Raw genomic sequence first — 14,520 nt, forward strand, 5'->3', positions numbered from 1 at the left:
GCTTCGTGGCCGTCCGCTTCCGCCATACACCGAGGTGTCTTGATTTCTCCGGCGTCGATCTGGCCCAGCGTCGCCGGTCTTTCAACGGGCCATGGAGAAACAGAGATGAAAAAGCACCTGCAATCCCAGCTGGATCGCATCAACGCCGCTCGCGCCGCCGTCGGTACCGCGCTCATGGTCGGCGCCGGTTCGGTTCTCGCCGCCGTGCCCGAAACTGTCACCACCGAACTGACCGCAGCTTCCGTTGACACGAAGACGATTGCCGGTATGGCGTTTGCCATCGCGCTCGGCATCGTCGTTTTCAAGTACTTCCGCCGCGCGCTGTAACCGGCTTGCGCCGTGTCCGTGATGCCGTTCGGATGCGGCGCGTTTTCTTTCTGAGGAGCTCGATATGCGCACCGTTTTGCTTGTGTGTTCGTTGATCGTCAGCGGCTTTGCGTTCGGTGCGCCGCCGGAGGACGTTGTTTCCGAACTGGACGCATTGCGTATCGACTGCGTCGTTGTCGCGTCCGCCTCCTTCTTCATCGCGCTTGTCCTGTGGGTCTTTAAGCGTTTTGGCGGAAGTCTCTGAATATGGCCATCTTGGTGGAAGGTCAGTGCCTCGACGACCAAGCCGGCCGCGTACTGATGGCGGCTTCCGCGCCTCGTGTTTCCTCGGTGTCTGCGTCTGGTGACTTGGTTCAGTGGGAACTGCGGCACGAGGACCCGGACGGCTTTTCCGGCGAGCAGTGGCTATATGTCAAGACCATAAACGGCGATTTCGATGCCTTTGTCTATGCCAATGTGCTCGAGGTGCCGTGTGATCCGGCGGAGTCCGTGGCGGATGGTGTAGCCCTCGGCTGGCTGGTCGGCTCGGCGCTTATCGGAGCCGCGATTTTCAAACTCATGCAAAGGGCAATGTCATGACACCCGATCCTTATTTCGTCGCCGGCTTTTTCGCCGTCGTCGGCGCTATCTGGCTGATCGTCTCATGATTCGCCGGCTCTTTTTTTTTGCGTTCGGTCTGCTCTTGGGGTCTTGGTGCGTGATCTCGTTCGCAGCGCCTACCGCCGCGGGTAGCCGCATCAATCTGAATCTCACGCCTTCCGCTCCTTCTGGCGTCACCCTTTCCGGCGCGTGGGATGCCGTCGTGCCCGGCCTCGAAGATACCGGTTATGGCGGATATCGCCCAGGCACTGCCGGGGCTGGCAGCGCCGAGATATACCGAGGTGTCGCGACGCGTGTAGATGGCATCCCGCTGGCGCTTGAAGCCAAGCGAGGCATCACAGCGCGAAATCTAGCGAAGGGCGCTCTCAATTTCGCAAAGCGTGGCGGCCCGGCGGGTTTGATTCGGGGCGCTCTGGTTGGCGCTGGCCTTCAGTGGGCGTCTGAGCAGTGGCTTAAAGAGATACCCGCGCCGGGTTCGCCGATTTCTGTTCCCGAGAATACGATCACACTCGCTAACGTATGTCAGATCGTTGGTCTTGGTCAGACAGTTGTCGAACAAAATGACGTTGATTTATGGACTTACTGGACTGTCGTGCCGGGGGCTCAGAATCTGGTGCCTAGTGGATGGTTCGGCGAGCACTCATGCACGAATTATCCGGCCGTCCAAGGTGCCTATCCGCGAGCTTGGCGTCGCACAGTCGGTGTCCCGCCCGACTTTCAGACTCAGACTGTACCCGCGACAGATCAGGACATCGAAGACCTTCTAACTGATAACCTCGTCGATGGCGACTTGACGCCAGAACAAGCGCTGCAGGAACTCATCGAGCAGGGCAACGCTGCTGACGGTGATGCGTTGAACGGCTATCTAGAGCCGGTGCAGGGTTCTGGTCCGTCTTCGCTTCCGGGTGGCACCTCGACCAGCGTCAGCAGTTCGCCAGCCGGTCAGACCACGACAACCACGTCCACCGGGTATGACATCGCATACGGCCCAGCCGGGGCGGTTGGCATCACGAAGAACCAGACCACGACCACGACCACGCCGGACGGGCAGACCACTACCACGGAGAACACCGAAACGCCCGCCAACGGCCAGAACAATAAGCCCGCCGACGAGAAGCCGTTCTGTGAGTTGTATCCCGATGCCATGGCGTGCCAGCCGCTCGGCACACCGTCGCCCGTTGAACTTCCGACCGGGACAATCAACGTGCCCGGCCTCAGCTATGAATCCGTGACTGCCGCGTGTCCTGCGCCCTATACCTTCACGCCGGCCGCAGGCGGCAGCTACGAAATCTCTTGGCAGCCAGTCTGCGACGGTGCGGAAGCTGTCCGGCCGGTCGTGATCGTCATCGGCCTGTTGACTGCCGGTGTGTTCGTGTTCGTTGGCATGCGCAGGGGGCAATCATGAGTCTTGCGGCCTTGATCGGTGCCGGTGTCGGGATGTGGGCACGTCAGGTGCTCGTTTCGCTCGGGGTCGGCGTGATTACTCTCGTGGGCCTGACGGCGTTGCGTGACCAGCTGGATGCACTCGTTCGCGGTGCGCTCGGCGGCTTGACCGGAGACCTGTATGCCATCGTTGCGATGGCTGGTTTCATCGACCTAGTCAACATCTGGCTGAGTGCCTTCGCCATCGTCGTGACCATGATGGCCGTCAAGCGCTTCGGTTTCACGTCATGAGCGACGGCGCACAGATCACGCTTTTCACTGGCCTTCCCGGTGCCGGAAAGACCGCGCTCGTTGTGTCCATGCTTCGCAAGGAAGTAGAGCGGGGCAGGCTGGTCTATTGCCTCGGCATTCCGGGCTTGAAGCTGGAACACCTGCAGCCGCCGCCGGTCGCCGAGTGGTGCCACTCTGTGCCGTTGCCGGAAGATCCGGCCTTGAAGGAATGGCGCCTTACGCTGCCGGACGGCTGCTTGCTGCTGATCGACGAGGCTCAGAAGATTTTCCGGCCTCGGCCGACTGGCTCTCAAGTCCCGCCGCTTGTTCAGTCGCTGGAAACGCACCGTCATAAAGGGATTGACATCTGGCTGATCACGCAAAGTCCTACGTTCGTTGATTCGAACGTCCGCAAGCTGGTCAATCGTCATATCCACGTGCGCAACCACTGGTCCGGGCGTTCGCTCTTCGAAATGCCGCGCGCATTCGATCCAGATTCGAAGGCCGAGCGCGACATATCCGCCAAGCGCAAATATCGGCTCCCTAAGGATGCGTTTGCGCTCTACACGTCGAGCAGCAAGCATGTCAAGAACGATCGGCGCATTCCGACTTTCGTCTATGCGGCGCCGCTGATTCTGTTCGTCGTGGCTTACCTCGGATGGACTTTCTACTCTTCGAGGTTCGCGGAACAGTCGGAACCTGTCGTCGCATCCGTAGAGAAGGGCGCGCCCGCCAATCGAGCGACGGCGCAGCCGGCGCTGATGGGGGGCGAGTCCCGCACCTCACCCGGACAAGCTGACCCTTTGGCCGACTGGCTCCCGCGCATCACGACAAGACCGGAGTCCGCTCCGATGTACGACAAGCTTCGACAGGTCAAGGCGCTGCCATACGTCGCCGGGTGCGCTGCCATTCGAGACCGCTGCACTTGCTACACGCCCCAGGGCACCGACGCTTTCTTGACGGCCGATCAGTGCCGGGAGTGGATGCGCAAGCCGCCCTTCAATCCGTGGTTGGAGGCTCCCGCCCCGACTTCGATTCCTGCCAGCCAGAAAACAGCCTAGTCCGGAAGGGCACCGAAGGGCACCGCCCCGGACGGACACCACTCGACTCACGTTATACGGGCGGCCCGAGGCTGAGGGGGGACCCGCGAATTGATCCGTCTTGCACGCTCATGAGGACCGGGCTACATTGCGCGCCCGGCTCGTGACGCGGGGTGAGAAAGGGCCGCTCCGCTCACGCACCGATGCAACCATGTGCGCCCGCAGCAAAAAATGACGGACGCAAGCGCGAAATATTCCGCGAAACGCTCTTGACAATCGACGAGAGCAGCGCCAGCGCTCGCAATCCAACTTCTGAAAACAGTAATTTTCAGAACTATCGATATCGGGTGTATCCGTGCGTCCGATTCGTCTGAAGCAGCTATACCGCCTCGATCGAGTGCCGTTCCCGTCCGGTCCTTGCGGCCTCGCGACTACGGCCGGAACGGCTGGATTCCGCTGCCGACGTAGATCTGCGTGACCTGTCCGTCCTCACCAGCCGAAAAGCTGACCGGCACATTGGGCGGAATGTCGGCCAGCTTCAGCGCCTTGCGCACGTTGCCGCGACCGTCGTCGATGAAGATGACGGTGTTGGCGTTCGCCTTGTAGCGCTTGCCGCCGATCATCAGCGTGCCGGACGCGCTGTCCACGGTGCCGACCGTGCCGCGCGATTCGTACAGCGACGGATTGGCGATCGGCGACAAGGGTTCGGCGGCGTACGCGCCGCCCGCGGCCACGCACATCAGTCCGGCAATCAAGGCTCTCATCGTCAGTCCCTCAGTATCTCTTTCCACGACACGCGCCCGGAGCGCAGTCCGTCCGACACGCGGCGTGTCTGCGAATTGCCGTCAGATCCACCGACGACCTGCTGCTTGCCCAGTTGCAGCGGACTGCCCGGCAGGCTGTCCGTGCTGTAGCCGCTGCCGACCACCTTGCGGTTGGTGCCGTTGCCACCGGTCAGATTGACCTGGTCGCCGGCATCCACGCCGCCATCGCGGTTGAAGTCGAACACATCGAACTCCTGGCGACCGCCGGTGAATGGATTGACGCCCAGCACCCAGCCGCGGCCACCCGGTTCGCAGGGGTCGCTGCTTGGAATGAGGGTACTGGCGAACAGCGTGGTCGCGCCCAGCACCGGCGCGAAAACGATGCGCTCGCCCTCGGGGCCACCGGTCGGTGAAGTCAGGTCGATGTACCAGCCCCGCTTGTTGGTCATCGTGCTGCCGCCGGTCGGGTCGCCGGGCTTGGAAATGACACGGTAACGGTCGCCCTGCCCCGTCGCCCCCTCTTGCAGAATGATGCGCTGGGCCAGATCGCTGCGGCTGGCGATGGTGCTGCCGGTGTCGTTCAGCCCGTACCAGGTCTGTGTTGCCGTGGTGGACAGGTCGCCGGTCGACAGATAGCGGCCGGTGCCGAAGAACACCCACAGCTTGCGGTCGGCCGGATTGAAACCGACGCTCACGCCGCCGGTGATCGGCTGCACCACGTTGCTCGCGCTGCGCGCAGTGAAGAGTGGATCCGGGGCCGCGGTGGTTCCGTAGGCGATCCGCCACTGCGCCGGGGCGGCGTTGCTCAGGTCGAACTTCCACAGATTGCCGAGCAGATCGCCGCCATAGACGAAATCGGTGTCGCCATCCCGATCGACATCTACACCCTCCACGGTCGCCAGACCGTTCGGCGCGGTGCCCGAGCCGCGCAGCGTGTCGATGCGTGCGATCAGCGCACCATTCGAGATATTCAGCACGAAAAGCTCGGCGCGCTCGTTGCTGCTGTTGTAGCCGTTGCCGACGACCACCGCCCAGTTGCCATCGTTGAGCCGCGTGATGACGGGTGTGCCGGTCGTCTGGCCAAGGCTGGTGTGCGTGTATTCCCACAGCACCTTGTTCGCGGCGAAACCGTCCGGGTTGGTGATATCCAGCGCGTACACGCTTTTGCCGCCACGCCCCTGAGTGCCGACCAGTACCGTGCGCCAGGCGCCGCCGAAATACACCTCCCCCACGACGACTGAGCCGTCGTTGATGAACTTGTGTGCGTAATCGGTATTGGCCAGCGTTCTCATTGTTGCCAGCGCACCGCTGGGCACGAAGGCGAAACGTTCGTCGCCGGTGCGCGCGTCGAAGGCATGCAGCATGCCGTCGTTGGCCGCGACATAGACCATCTCGCGCCGCGCGGCGACGGCCGCCCGGTGGTCCTGATAGGTGCTGGCGCCAGTCCAGCTGAAGCGGTCAAGCCGCAGATCGGTGACCGCGCCAACATAGAGCGGCGCCGAATTCACGATGTCGCCCAGTACCGATGACCGGTTGCGATAGCTGCCGCCATTGCGCGCTTCGCCACTGGTGACGCCGCGCAGGTAGCTGACGATGGCCGACGATCCGAGGGTGGTGCGCTGCGCAGCCGTCAGATTGGCCCACTGGAAAGGGATGCCGGCCGTGCCTGACCACGTGTAGATCGAACGATTGGCAGGCGTCGGCAGGTGTTCGGACGCTTTCCAGCTCGGCGTGGTCGCCAGCGTGCCGTCGGTCAGGATGCGCGTGGCCCACAGGTCGCCGGTCCAGTCGCCGCCAACGAAACGGGCCTGGAACAGCAGGGTGTTAGAGGTGATCGATGTGCTGGTCGCCGCCACCGTGCCGCTGGACGCCACCCGCTCGCCGATGTCGGTCAGCATCGCCGACAGGCCATCGACGAACTGCGTCGGATTGGTCGCATTCACGAAGCCGCCGCGGCCGTTCAGGCTGGCGTGCCAGAGGTCGTCCAGCTTGGCGGGCGAGCTCAGCGTCGGATTCGGCCAGCTCTTGGTGCCCGCGGTCAGCGCCGGCAGATCGGTGGCCGGGTCCAGCGTGCCGCTGGTGCCGAGCGACAGGCCGAAGGTGACCATGTGCTGCCAGTCCGCCGGGTCGCGGCTGCTGGTCGGCACGTTGTTGGCGATGCCGGTACGCAGATCGCGCTTGTAGTAGTGCATCGCCACGTCCGCCAGCGTGTTGCTGTGCGTGTCACGGTATGGCCGCGCTTCATTGCCGTCAGCGTTCTGGCTGCCCACCGGCAGCGAAAAAGTGTCACCCCAGTAGCCGTCGGTGGTCAGGATGGTGAAGGACTGCCGGCAGGCCAGCGGATTGGTGTAGGCCGCGTCCTTCCACGGGTCGTCGGTTCCCGTCTTGGTCTCGAAGTAGTTGCCGGCCCAGTTCAGCGCGGTGCGCAGCGGCGTGCCGCTGGTGCCGATGTCGGTTTCGAGCAGGCGCTGGAACCAGGTTTCGCGATTGCTGCCGCTGAAGGTTCCACTGGTCGGTATCAGCAGCTGCCCGTCGCCGTTGATGGTGCGGAAACCAACCCGGTAATTGGTACCGAGCTGGCCAAAGGCGATCGACGCGCCAGCGCGCGCCGCGAGGATGCGACTGCGGTAGTAGCTGAACCAGTTGGCGAAGTTCTGCGTTTCCTGCGCAACCGTGCGGGTGACACCATTGGGCCAGCTGAAGCTGGTGATCTCGACCTCTGCCGTGGTGACCGGGTCGCGCTTGTAGGCCCGCGTGCCGCGGATCTGGTACTTCGTGTAATTCGCCGCACTGACCCGCGAGCCGCTGCCCCGATAGATGAAGAAGGTGATCGGCTGGAAGGTCTGGTTGCACGGCGGACCGCAGGCGTAGCTCGCGGAATTCTGGTTGGTGTTCGACGTGTTGGTAAACCAGTACGCCGATTGCGTCTGCGACGCAGTGAGGTTGAGCGTGCCGCGAGAGGTGTCGGACGGGTTGTAAGGTGCCGCCGTCGGCGACACGTCGCCGAAGCTGACGCCGGTGTGGCGTATCCAGGGCTTGTAGGTTGTCTGCGGGTTGTAGAACACCGCGTTGTTGTCCGGCGACCGGCTGAAGAAGTTGTGGATGTTGTTGTCCTGAAAGGTCGGCACCTGCGAGGTATAGGTGCTGCCGCCATACAGCCCGAAAGGGACCGGGAACAGGTAGTAGGCGGAATAGAGGTTTTCGTCCGGCATGACCTCCCACTGCATGGAGCCGGAATCGTCGAGCAGGAACATCAGGTTGGGCGCGACCGCGCTGCCCACCATGATCGGTGCGTCAGCGATATCGACCGCCGCGCGCAAAGGCTGCCCTGCAAGGCAGGCCAGCAGCAGCGCAGCGAGGAAGCGGTAGAGGGCGGGAAGCGGGTGCATGGTCATGGCCGGTAAGTGGTCTGCAGCAACACCGAAGGTCGACCGGACACCGGTGCGCTGCGCGCCGTGATGCGATAGCGCGGTTTCAGGCAATCGGCGGCGATGGTGGTGACCGTATCGCAGTCGGGCGTGGACGGCCAGATGCCGAGATCCTCGATGATGTATTGCGGCGCCCCGGCCGCCTTGGCGCGCGTGTCGGCGTCGGCCCCCTCCCACCACACCGAGGCGTTGGCCCACACGGTGGCAGCCGCCTCCCAGCGATTGGCGAAATCCTCGGCACCCGGCGCCGGCTTCGGATAGAGGCCGCTGACCGTGCCGTCGAAGGGCCCGGCGGTGCCGGTGGCGAGCAGCGCCTCCGCTTCGCGCAGCGCCGATTCGGCGGCCTGGAAGGCGATCGCGCGGTCGTAAAGATTGGCGCTCATGCGCTCCTGCATGCCGGTGCCGCGCATGCTGGCCAGACCGAGCAGCGTGATGGCGATCAGCAGCATCAGCGCCACCACCAGGGTGACGCCACGTTGCGCATGCGGTAGATGGACGCTCATGACATCCGGTTCCTGAGCGTGACGACGTGCGTCATCGTCCGGCGCACGCGGTCGGTCACTGCTGCGGGGCGATCCGGTTCCTCTATCGTCAGACGCATGCGGACACCGGTGACCGCATTCCAGTCGGTGACCGCCGATGCGGCGACGTAGGCGCTGCCGCCTTCGATCAGGTAGTCGAGCTGCAGGTCGATCACGCCGTCGAGCACCTCTTCGGTCACCAGCGACAGCGTGCCGGCCTCGTTCTGCGGGGCCACGCGATAGAGCGAACGCGATGTCGTCGATGTGCGGCCGGTGTTTCCCACGTACCAGGCCAGGGACTCCAGCCGCATCACCACGGCATTCGCCTCGAAGCGGTAGGTCTGACCGGTTTCGCTGCAGTCGGGCGGATTGGCGAAGCCGAGACCGCGCGAGCAATTGCCCGGTGTGCCGCCGGTGCCGTGCGACACCGTGCTTGCGTCGGCCGCCGACACCTGGAAAAGGCTGGCCTGGCTGAAATTGCAGACAATGGCCAGATCGCCGGCCGACAGCGCGCTGTTGCGCGGACTCAGCGTCAGCAGCTGGCTGCCGGTATCGTGACTGGCCACCGTCTGCGGCTGGCTGCCGCTGCGCATGATGTGCAGCGCCGCAGTACCGGCCACGCGCTGACCGACGCCCGAGCCGAAGGTGGCGCCAGCGAAGGCGTCGCTGCCGCCGTAGCCGCGTACGCCGCCGTTCCACTGCGTCCACCACAGCGACGACGAATTGGTCAGCACATTGACGAACTGCAGCGCGCCGCCGCAGGAATTGAGCCCGGCTTCGCGGATGTCGCGCGCGAGCAGCTCGAACGCAGTGCGTGTCGATTCCTGGATGCGCGACAGACCTTCGGTCGTGTCGTAGGTCTGCCGGTTGCTCAGCATCAGCGCGATGGCGGCACCGATGATGAACAGCCCGAGCGTGAGCGCGATCATCAGTTCGATCAGCGTGCTGCCGCCCTGCCCCCGCGTACTCACAGCCGCGCCTCGATGCTGAAGGTCTGATTGCTCAGGCCACCCTGCACCCGGCTGTCGTCCCAGCGCACGCTGATGACGCAGCTTGCGGCCGCCCCTGCGCTGCAGGTCACGCCACCACAGGCGGACGGTCCCATGCTGGTCTGCAGATCGGCCAGCCAGGCGGCGAGCTGGACTTCCGGAAAAGTGGAGCCGCCCGGCGACGCGCAGTCGTCGTCGAGGGCGAGGTTGTAGCTGCCGGCGCGCGCCGCGGTGACGTCGGCGCGCAGGCGATCGATCATCGTATAGGCGGCCATGACGGCCGCACTGCGCTCGTAGGAACTCTGATTGGAACGCAGCGAGGCCATCTGCAGCGCAGCCATGCCCAGCATGCCGATGGCCAGCACGAAAATGGCGACCAGCACCTCGATCAGCGAAATGCCGGACTGCCCGGAAGGCGCGCGCATCAGACGTCCTCCGGCGCCGCACAGGCGGCCGAGGTCGCGCGCGCCACGCTGACGCGGCTGCCACCGCCCAGCCTGACGTCGCGCGCGTTCTGCTGGATTGTCGCCGACGCCTCGCACAGCCGCAGCGTGGCCGTCTGCAGCAGGGTCTGGCCGGGCGCGCGGGCCAGGCCGTCCGGCCGAAAAACGATGCGGTTGCCGGCGCCGGCCAGCGCATTACCGGCTACGGTCTGAAGAAGGTTGCCGTGAAAGGCGTGCGTGCGGATGAGCACCTCGTCCGGGTTGCTCGCCGCGTTCGGGTTGTAGGTGCCACTGGCGTCGGCGTCGACGAATACCATCCAGCCGGCCCAGCGCCCGGCGCCGGCCACGCAGCCGGTGGCCGCGGCGACCGTGCCGCCGTCGGTCGCTGCGCGGCAGAGGATGACGCGCCGGTTCACGCGTATCGCTTCGGTGCGCGTCTGCCCGAGTGCGGCGACCAGTTCGTTCGCCTCGCTGGCCAGACGGTTGAGCATGATCAGCGACTGGAAAGACGGCACCGCAAAAGCAGCGATCACGGCCAGGATGGCGACCGTGATCATCAGTTCAAGCAGCGAAAAGCCCGTCTGTGGATGGGGGCCGGACATGAGGGACGCAATGAGGGACGATCAGTCGTCTACGGCCTTTCCACCTTGCAGCTTGAGCGCCCCCTGGCCGGCGGCACGCCGTTCCGTGTCAATTTCGGTGTCTGCCACTCACTTCCAGCAGGCCGACACACCAGCCGCGGTCGAACAGCGCGCAGCCGAACCGGACGCGCCCTTGGTGCCGGTCTGGTTCAGCGTCAGCACGCACCCGCACTTGCTGTCGTTGTTCAACTGGGCGTTGAGCGGCGTCGCCGTGATACCGAATGCGCGTGGCGTGTCCTCGTCGATGTTGGATGCGAAGGTGTAGAAGCCGGCCAGGTCGGTAACACACTGCCGCGTGTTCAGGTTGGTGCCGCCGCCGGTATACCTCAGATTGGTGGTGAAAAAGCGCTCGAGCGCCTGCGCCTGTTCGGAAAGACACGCCGCCGCCGTCGCGCGCCGGCTGTCTATCACGTACTGCGTGTAGTTCGGGTAGGCGATCGCGGCGAGGATGCCGATGATGGCGACCACGATCATCAGTTCGATCAGCGTGAAACCGCGCTGCAGGCGAGTGTTGTGTGCAGTGTTCATCTGTGTGTATTCCGTGTCAGTCGGCGATCAGTTCGCGCCAGGAAATCCGGCCGAAGCGGTCGGGCAGGTTCAGGCGCTCGCGCAGGATACCGAGATCGGACGTATTGACCAGTGCGTCCGAACGCCCGACCGTTGTGCCGCCGGTCGAGCCACCGCTCTGGTTGCCGGACCCTCCCTCGTTGCGAACCAGGATGGGGCTGGACGGCATCGATCCGGTGCCCACCGCGCTGACGTAGTAATTGACGCTCGAATCGCCCGAGGTGACGGTCACCTGGGTACGGTTGGCGAACAGGTCAGCGTCGAGGCGACCACCGGTGTAGGGGTCGATCGCCATCAGCCAGCCAGAGCCGCCCGGCGTGCAGGGATCGTCGGCGGGAATTGCACTGGTCGCGAACAATGCGCCACCGAAGGCCTGCACGCCATAGATCATGCGTTCGCCCGCCGCCGTTCCGGTGGGAGGAACCAGATCGAGATACCAGCCCTTGCGGATGTAGGTGCCATCCGCATCGATGACCCGGTCGCCACCTGTCGTGTCGCCCTGGGCGGAGATGACCCGCACCTTGACGCTTTCGCTGGTCGTTTCGGTCTCGCCTTCGGCGTTCTCTGTCTCCGTGGTCGTCGTCTGTGTGGTTTCGACAAGCACCACGCGCTGCGCAAGATCTGAGCGGCCGCTCACCGGAGAGGTGGCCGCATTCGCGTAGTTGTCGTAAAGACCGTACCAGGTCTGCAGCGCGGTACTGGAGCGATCGGTATCGCCAAGGAACTGGCCAGTACCGAAGGACACCCAGCGCGTGCCGGTGGAGGGGTCGAGCAGCACTTCGACCTTGGAGGTGATCGGCTGCGGCGTACCCGACCCATTGCGCGCCCGGAACAGCGGCAGCGGCGATGTGTCGGTGCCGAACGACACCTTCCACTGGGACGGCGTGCTTGAGGTGACATCGAAACGCCACAGATTGCCGCGCAGATCACCGGCATAGACGTAGTCGATGTCGCCATCGCTGTCCTCGTCCCAGGTCGTCACTTCGGCCAGACCATTGCTGACGCAGGGGTCATCGGTTTCCGGGCAGGCGCCGGTGTCGATCTTCTGGATGAGCGCACCGGTCGTTGCATTGACGACGAACAGGAAGCCTTTGTACTCGTTGCTGTTGTAGCCATTGCCCACCAGCACCGCCCAGTCGCCGTTGTTCATCCGGCCGACGACCGGCTTGCCGGTGAACTTGCCGAAATCGGCGTCCGAGAACTCCCACATCACGCGCCGACCGGCCGGGTTGTCCGCCGGGATGGTCGGGTCGCTGACATCGAGCGCATAGAGCTGACGCCCGCCGCGACCGGTGGAACCCACCAGAAGCGTGCGCCACGCGTTCGCGGTACCGGCGTCATAGACGTCGGCCACGGTCAGTGCGCCGTCGTTGATGAACTGGTGGGTGTAGCTGGGCCGCGTCAGCTGATACATCTGCGCCAGCGACGATGACGGCACGTAGGCGAAGCGCTCCGCACCCGTACTCGCGACGAAACCGTGCAGCATGCCGTCGTTCGCTGCGACATAGAGCATCGGTGTGCGGTCCGCACGCAGCGTCCGGTGTGTCTGGTAGGTCGACGCGCCGGGCCAGGAAAAACGTTCGTAGGCAAAGTCGTCTGGTTCCGCCACATAGACCGGTGACGAATGCACGATGTCGCCGATCAGCGACGAGCGGTTGCGGAAGGTGCCACCTTCGCTCGACTCGCCGCTGCGCACGCCGCGCAGGTAGTCGAGCACGGCGCTGTTGTTGCCCAGCGTGGTCTTCTGCGTGTCACTGAGTTGGTCCCATACGAAAGGGACCGCAGTGCTGCCGTTACGCGTATAGATGTTCCGGCTGGCCGGCGCCGGCACCCGCTCCGAGGCCCGCCATTCTGGATCCGTCGGGATCTGTCCGTCGCTGCCGATCAGGAAGGACCAGATGTCGCCGGTCCACACTTCGCTGGTGAATCGCGCCTGGAACACCCGGCTGCCCTGCCGCAGCTGGGCCGACGAAACGCCCAGGTTTGACGACGACGCGGTGCGCGCGACGATGGAGTCCAGCGCGCCCTTCAGGCCATCGGCAAATTCCTGCGGGTCACCCGCATTGACGAACTGGCCGCGGCCATTGATCGTCGCGTGCCACAGATCGTCGAGCTTGCCGGCATCAGTCGAGATGCTCGGCCAGGAAATTTCGCCGGAGGTCAGGCGTGGCAGATCGGTTGCGGTGTTCAGCGACCCCGTCAGGCCGAACGAAACCCCGAACGTGTTCATGTGCTGCCTGTTGTTGCCGTCCTCCGGGGTGGTCGGCACGTTGTTCTCGATGTCGGGCTGCAGATCGGTGTCGTAGTAGTACATCGCAATGTCTGCGAGCGTGACCGACTGCGTATCCGCGTAGGGCCGGCCCTTGGTGCCGTCGGCATTGCCCGCGGTGGAGTACACCGTGCTGTTGTCGTTGTAGTAGCCATCGGTGGTCAGGATGGCAAAACTCTGACGACAGCTGAGCGGCGCGCCGCCCACGTTCGGCCCCCAGGGCGCAGCCGTCGAGAAGTAGGCGCCGGCATTCCACAGCGAAGTACGCAGCGGCGTATTGCCGTCGGCGACGGCATCGAACAGGCTGGTGAAGAAGTTGCTGCGATTCGTGTCCGAGAAGGTGCCGTCGGTCGGGATATCCAGCCATCCCGTCGTGCTGTTGATGGTACGGAAGCCGACCCGGTAATTCTGTCCGAGGGTCGAGAATGCGTAGCTCACCCCCCCCTTGGCTGCATTGATGCGGCTGCGGTTGTAGGTGTACCAGTTGGCGAAATTCTGCTTTTCCTGGTCCAGCGTGCGCGTAATTCCGCCCGCCCAGCTGAAGCTGGTTACCGCGGTTTCGGTGCCATCCGCCAAGTCCTTGCGCGTGGCGGCAGCGCCGACGATGCGGTAGCGGTAATAGTTCGCCCGCTCGTAGATCGATCCCGTGCCCTTATGAACAAAGAAGGTCATCGGCGCGTAGGTCTGGGCGCAGGTGTCGTCGGGTTGCGTATTGCCGTCCGGGCCGTCCGGGCAGGAGAAGGTACGCGGGACCGAGGAAGAGCTCGCGGAAAACGTCGTGGCCGTCGTGTTTGTCCGCCAGCGGAAGGTGTGCGTCTTTTCCGTGGTCAGATCTATCGTCGTGGTCGAGCCTGGACGGATCGGCGCGGCTGTCGGCGAAGACTGGGCATAGCCGGTTCCGTCCGCGTTCGTCCAGGTGCGGTAGGTGACGTTGGGGTTGTAGTAGATGCGGTTCAGCGACGACGACCGGAGCGCCAGATTGAAAATGTTCAGGTCGTCGTAATCCGGCATGTAAATGCTGGTGCTGCCGGTGTGGCGCATCGCCAGTTCGAAATCCCAGATGTCCCGGAAGTAGTCCGGCAGCGACTCGTAAAGCATCGACCCCGAGTTGTCGAGAATCATCATTACATTCGGCGCAGCGGTGACGTTGAGCACCAGCGGCAGATTCGACATCTCGGTCTGCGCCTTCACCGGCGCCGACGCAAACGCAGCCAGCAATGCGGCACTCAGTGCGCTTTTGCGCCAGCCGAAGCGGGAGGGGATTGCGCTCATGATGCG

The 14,520-nt window shown here is 64.2% G+C and carries 14 protein-coding genes; 6 read left to right on the forward strand and 8 right to left on the reverse strand.

The annotated features are described in order from the left end of the window. The first annotated feature begins 39 nt into the window (after window positions 1-39). The 6 genes from WJU27_RS05185 (at window position 40) to WJU27_RS05210 (ending at window position 3,641) form a co-directional block, all read left to right on the forward strand. Window positions 40-327: a major capsid protein gene (locus WJU27_RS05185; RefSeq protein WP_341421336.1), complete on the forward strand. Its 288-nt coding sequence runs from the start codon at window positions 40-42 to the stop codon at window positions 325-327. 64 nt (window positions 328-391) lie between these two features. Then, the gene (locus WJU27_RS05190; protein WP_341421337.1) at window positions 392-571 is read left to right on the forward strand and encodes a hypothetical protein; all 180 of its coding nucleotides are present in this window, start codon (window positions 392-394) and stop codon (window positions 569-571) included. Between the two features lie 2 nt (window positions 572-573). Continuing rightward, a complete protein-coding gene (locus WJU27_RS05195; protein WP_341421338.1) occupies window positions 574-906 on the forward strand; it encodes a hypothetical protein in 333 nt (110 codons plus the stop codon). Between the two features lie 64 nt (window positions 907-970). Continuing rightward, window positions 971-2,332 (forward strand): virulence factor TspB C-terminal domain-related protein, encoded by a 1,362-nt coding sequence (locus tag WJU27_RS05200; RefSeq protein ID WP_341421339.1) that lies wholly within the window; start codon window positions 971-973, stop codon window positions 2,330-2,332. After that, entirely contained in the window at window positions 2,329-2,601 is a 273-nt protein-coding gene (locus tag WJU27_RS05205) for a DUF2523 family protein (RefSeq protein ID WP_341421340.1), read from the forward strand. Before WJU27_RS05200 ends, WJU27_RS05205 begins: the two co-directional genes overlap by 4 nt. Then, window positions 2,598-3,641, forward strand: coding sequence for a zonular occludens toxin domain-containing protein (locus WJU27_RS05210; RefSeq protein ID WP_341421341.1), 1,044 nt, complete (start codon window positions 2,598-2,600; stop codon window positions 3,639-3,641). Before WJU27_RS05205 ends, WJU27_RS05210 begins: the two co-directional genes overlap by 4 nt. A 410-nt stretch (window positions 3,642-4,051) precedes the next feature. Here WJU27_RS05210 and WJU27_RS05215 read toward each other — a convergent pair whose 3' ends face one another. The 8 genes from WJU27_RS05215 to WJU27_RS05250 all read right to left on the reverse strand — a co-directional run bounded on the left by WJU27_RS05215 (window position 4,052) and on the right by WJU27_RS05250 (window position 14,514). After that, window positions 4,052-4,384, reverse strand: a complete 333-nt coding sequence (locus tag WJU27_RS05215) for a hypothetical protein (protein ID WP_341421342.1) — start codon at window positions 4,382-4,384, stop codon at window positions 4,052-4,054. A 2-nt stretch (window positions 4,385-4,386) separates the two neighbouring features. Continuing rightward, entirely contained in the window at window positions 4,387-7,773 is a 3,387-nt protein-coding gene (locus WJU27_RS05220; protein WP_341421343.1) for a pilus assembly protein, read from the reverse strand. Window positions 7,774-7,775: 2 nt separating this feature from the next. Further along, window positions 7,776-8,315, reverse strand: a complete 540-nt coding sequence (locus tag WJU27_RS05225) for a pilus assembly PilX family protein (protein WP_341421344.1) — start codon at window positions 8,313-8,315, stop codon at window positions 7,776-7,778. After that, the gene (locus WJU27_RS05230; RefSeq protein ID WP_341421345.1) at window positions 8,312-9,304 is read right to left on the reverse strand and encodes a prepilin-type N-terminal cleavage/methylation domain-containing protein; all 993 of its coding nucleotides are present in this window, start codon (window positions 9,302-9,304) and stop codon (window positions 8,312-8,314) included. Before WJU27_RS05230 ends, WJU27_RS05225 begins: the two co-directional genes overlap by 4 nt. Continuing rightward, window positions 9,301-9,747 (reverse strand): type IV pilus modification protein PilV, encoded by a 447-nt coding sequence (gene pilV / locus WJU27_RS05235; protein WP_304003655.1) that lies wholly within the window; start codon window positions 9,745-9,747, stop codon window positions 9,301-9,303. The genes WJU27_RS05230 and pilV overlap by 4 nt, the downstream gene beginning before the upstream one ends. Then, window positions 9,747-10,367, reverse strand: coding sequence for a GspH/FimT family pseudopilin (locus WJU27_RS05240; RefSeq protein ID WP_341421346.1), 621 nt, complete (start codon window positions 10,365-10,367; stop codon window positions 9,747-9,749). Before WJU27_RS05240 ends, pilV begins: the two co-directional genes overlap by 1 nt. A 108-nt stretch (window positions 10,368-10,475) precedes the next feature. Next, entirely contained in the window at window positions 10,476-10,934 is a 459-nt protein-coding gene (locus WJU27_RS05245) for a type IV pilin protein (protein ID WP_341421347.1), read from the reverse strand. A gap of 16 nt (window positions 10,935-10,950) precedes the next feature. Continuing rightward, a complete protein-coding gene (locus WJU27_RS05250; RefSeq protein WP_341421348.1) occupies window positions 10,951-14,514 on the reverse strand; it encodes a pilus assembly protein in 3,564 nt (1,187 codons plus the stop codon). Between the last annotated feature and the right edge of the window lie 6 nt (window positions 14,515-14,520).

Source organism: Methyloversatilis sp. NSM2 (genome assembly GCF_038066675.1).
Classification (GTDB): Bacteria; Pseudomonadota; Gammaproteobacteria; order Burkholderiales; family Rhodocyclaceae; genus Methyloversatilis; species Methyloversatilis discipulorum_A.

Bases quoted from the DNA above. Each gene is read 5' to 3' on its own strand.
- WJU27_RS05215 (WP_341421342.1), bottom strand. From the start codon at position 4,384: ATGAGAGCCTTGATTGCCGGACTGATGTGCGTGGCCGCGGGCGGCGCG.
- WJU27_RS05205 (WP_341421340.1), top strand. From the start codon at position 2,329: ATGAGTCTTGCGGCCTTGATCGGTGCCGGTGTCGGGATGTGGGCACGT.
- WJU27_RS05245 (WP_341421347.1), bottom strand. From the start codon at position 10,934: ATGAACACTGCACACAACACTCGCCTGCAGCGCGGTTTCACGCTGATC.
- WJU27_RS05240 (WP_341421346.1), bottom strand. From the start codon at position 10,367: ATGTCCGGCCCCCATCCACAGACGGGCTTTTCGCTGCTTGAACTGATG.
- WJU27_RS05210 (WP_341421341.1), top strand. From the start codon at position 2,598: ATGAGCGACGGCGCACAGATCACGCTTTTCACTGGCCTTCCCGGTGCC.
- WJU27_RS05195 (WP_341421338.1), top strand. From the start codon at position 574: ATGGCCATCTTGGTGGAAGGTCAGTGCCTCGACGACCAAGCCGGCCGC.
- WJU27_RS05225 (WP_341421344.1), bottom strand. From the start codon at position 8,315: ATGAGCGTCCATCTACCGCATGCGCAACGTGGCGTCACCCTGGTGGTG.
- WJU27_RS05200 (WP_341421339.1), top strand. From the start codon at position 971: ATGATTCGCCGGCTCTTTTTTTTTGCGTTCGGTCTGCTCTTGGGGTCT.
- WJU27_RS05220 (WP_341421343.1), bottom strand. From the start codon at position 7,773: ATGCACCCGCTTCCCGCCCTCTACCGCTTCCTCGCTGCGCTGCTGCTG.
- WJU27_RS05250 (WP_341421348.1), bottom strand. From the start codon at position 14,514: ATGAGCGCAATCCCCTCCCGCTTCGGCTGGCGCAAAAGCGCACTGAGT.
- WJU27_RS05190 (WP_341421337.1), top strand. From the start codon at position 392: ATGCGCACCGTTTTGCTTGTGTGTTCGTTGATCGTCAGCGGCTTTGCG.
- pilV (WP_304003655.1), bottom strand. From the start codon at position 9,747: ATGCGCGCGCCTTCCGGGCAGTCCGGCATTTCGCTGATCGAGGTGCTG.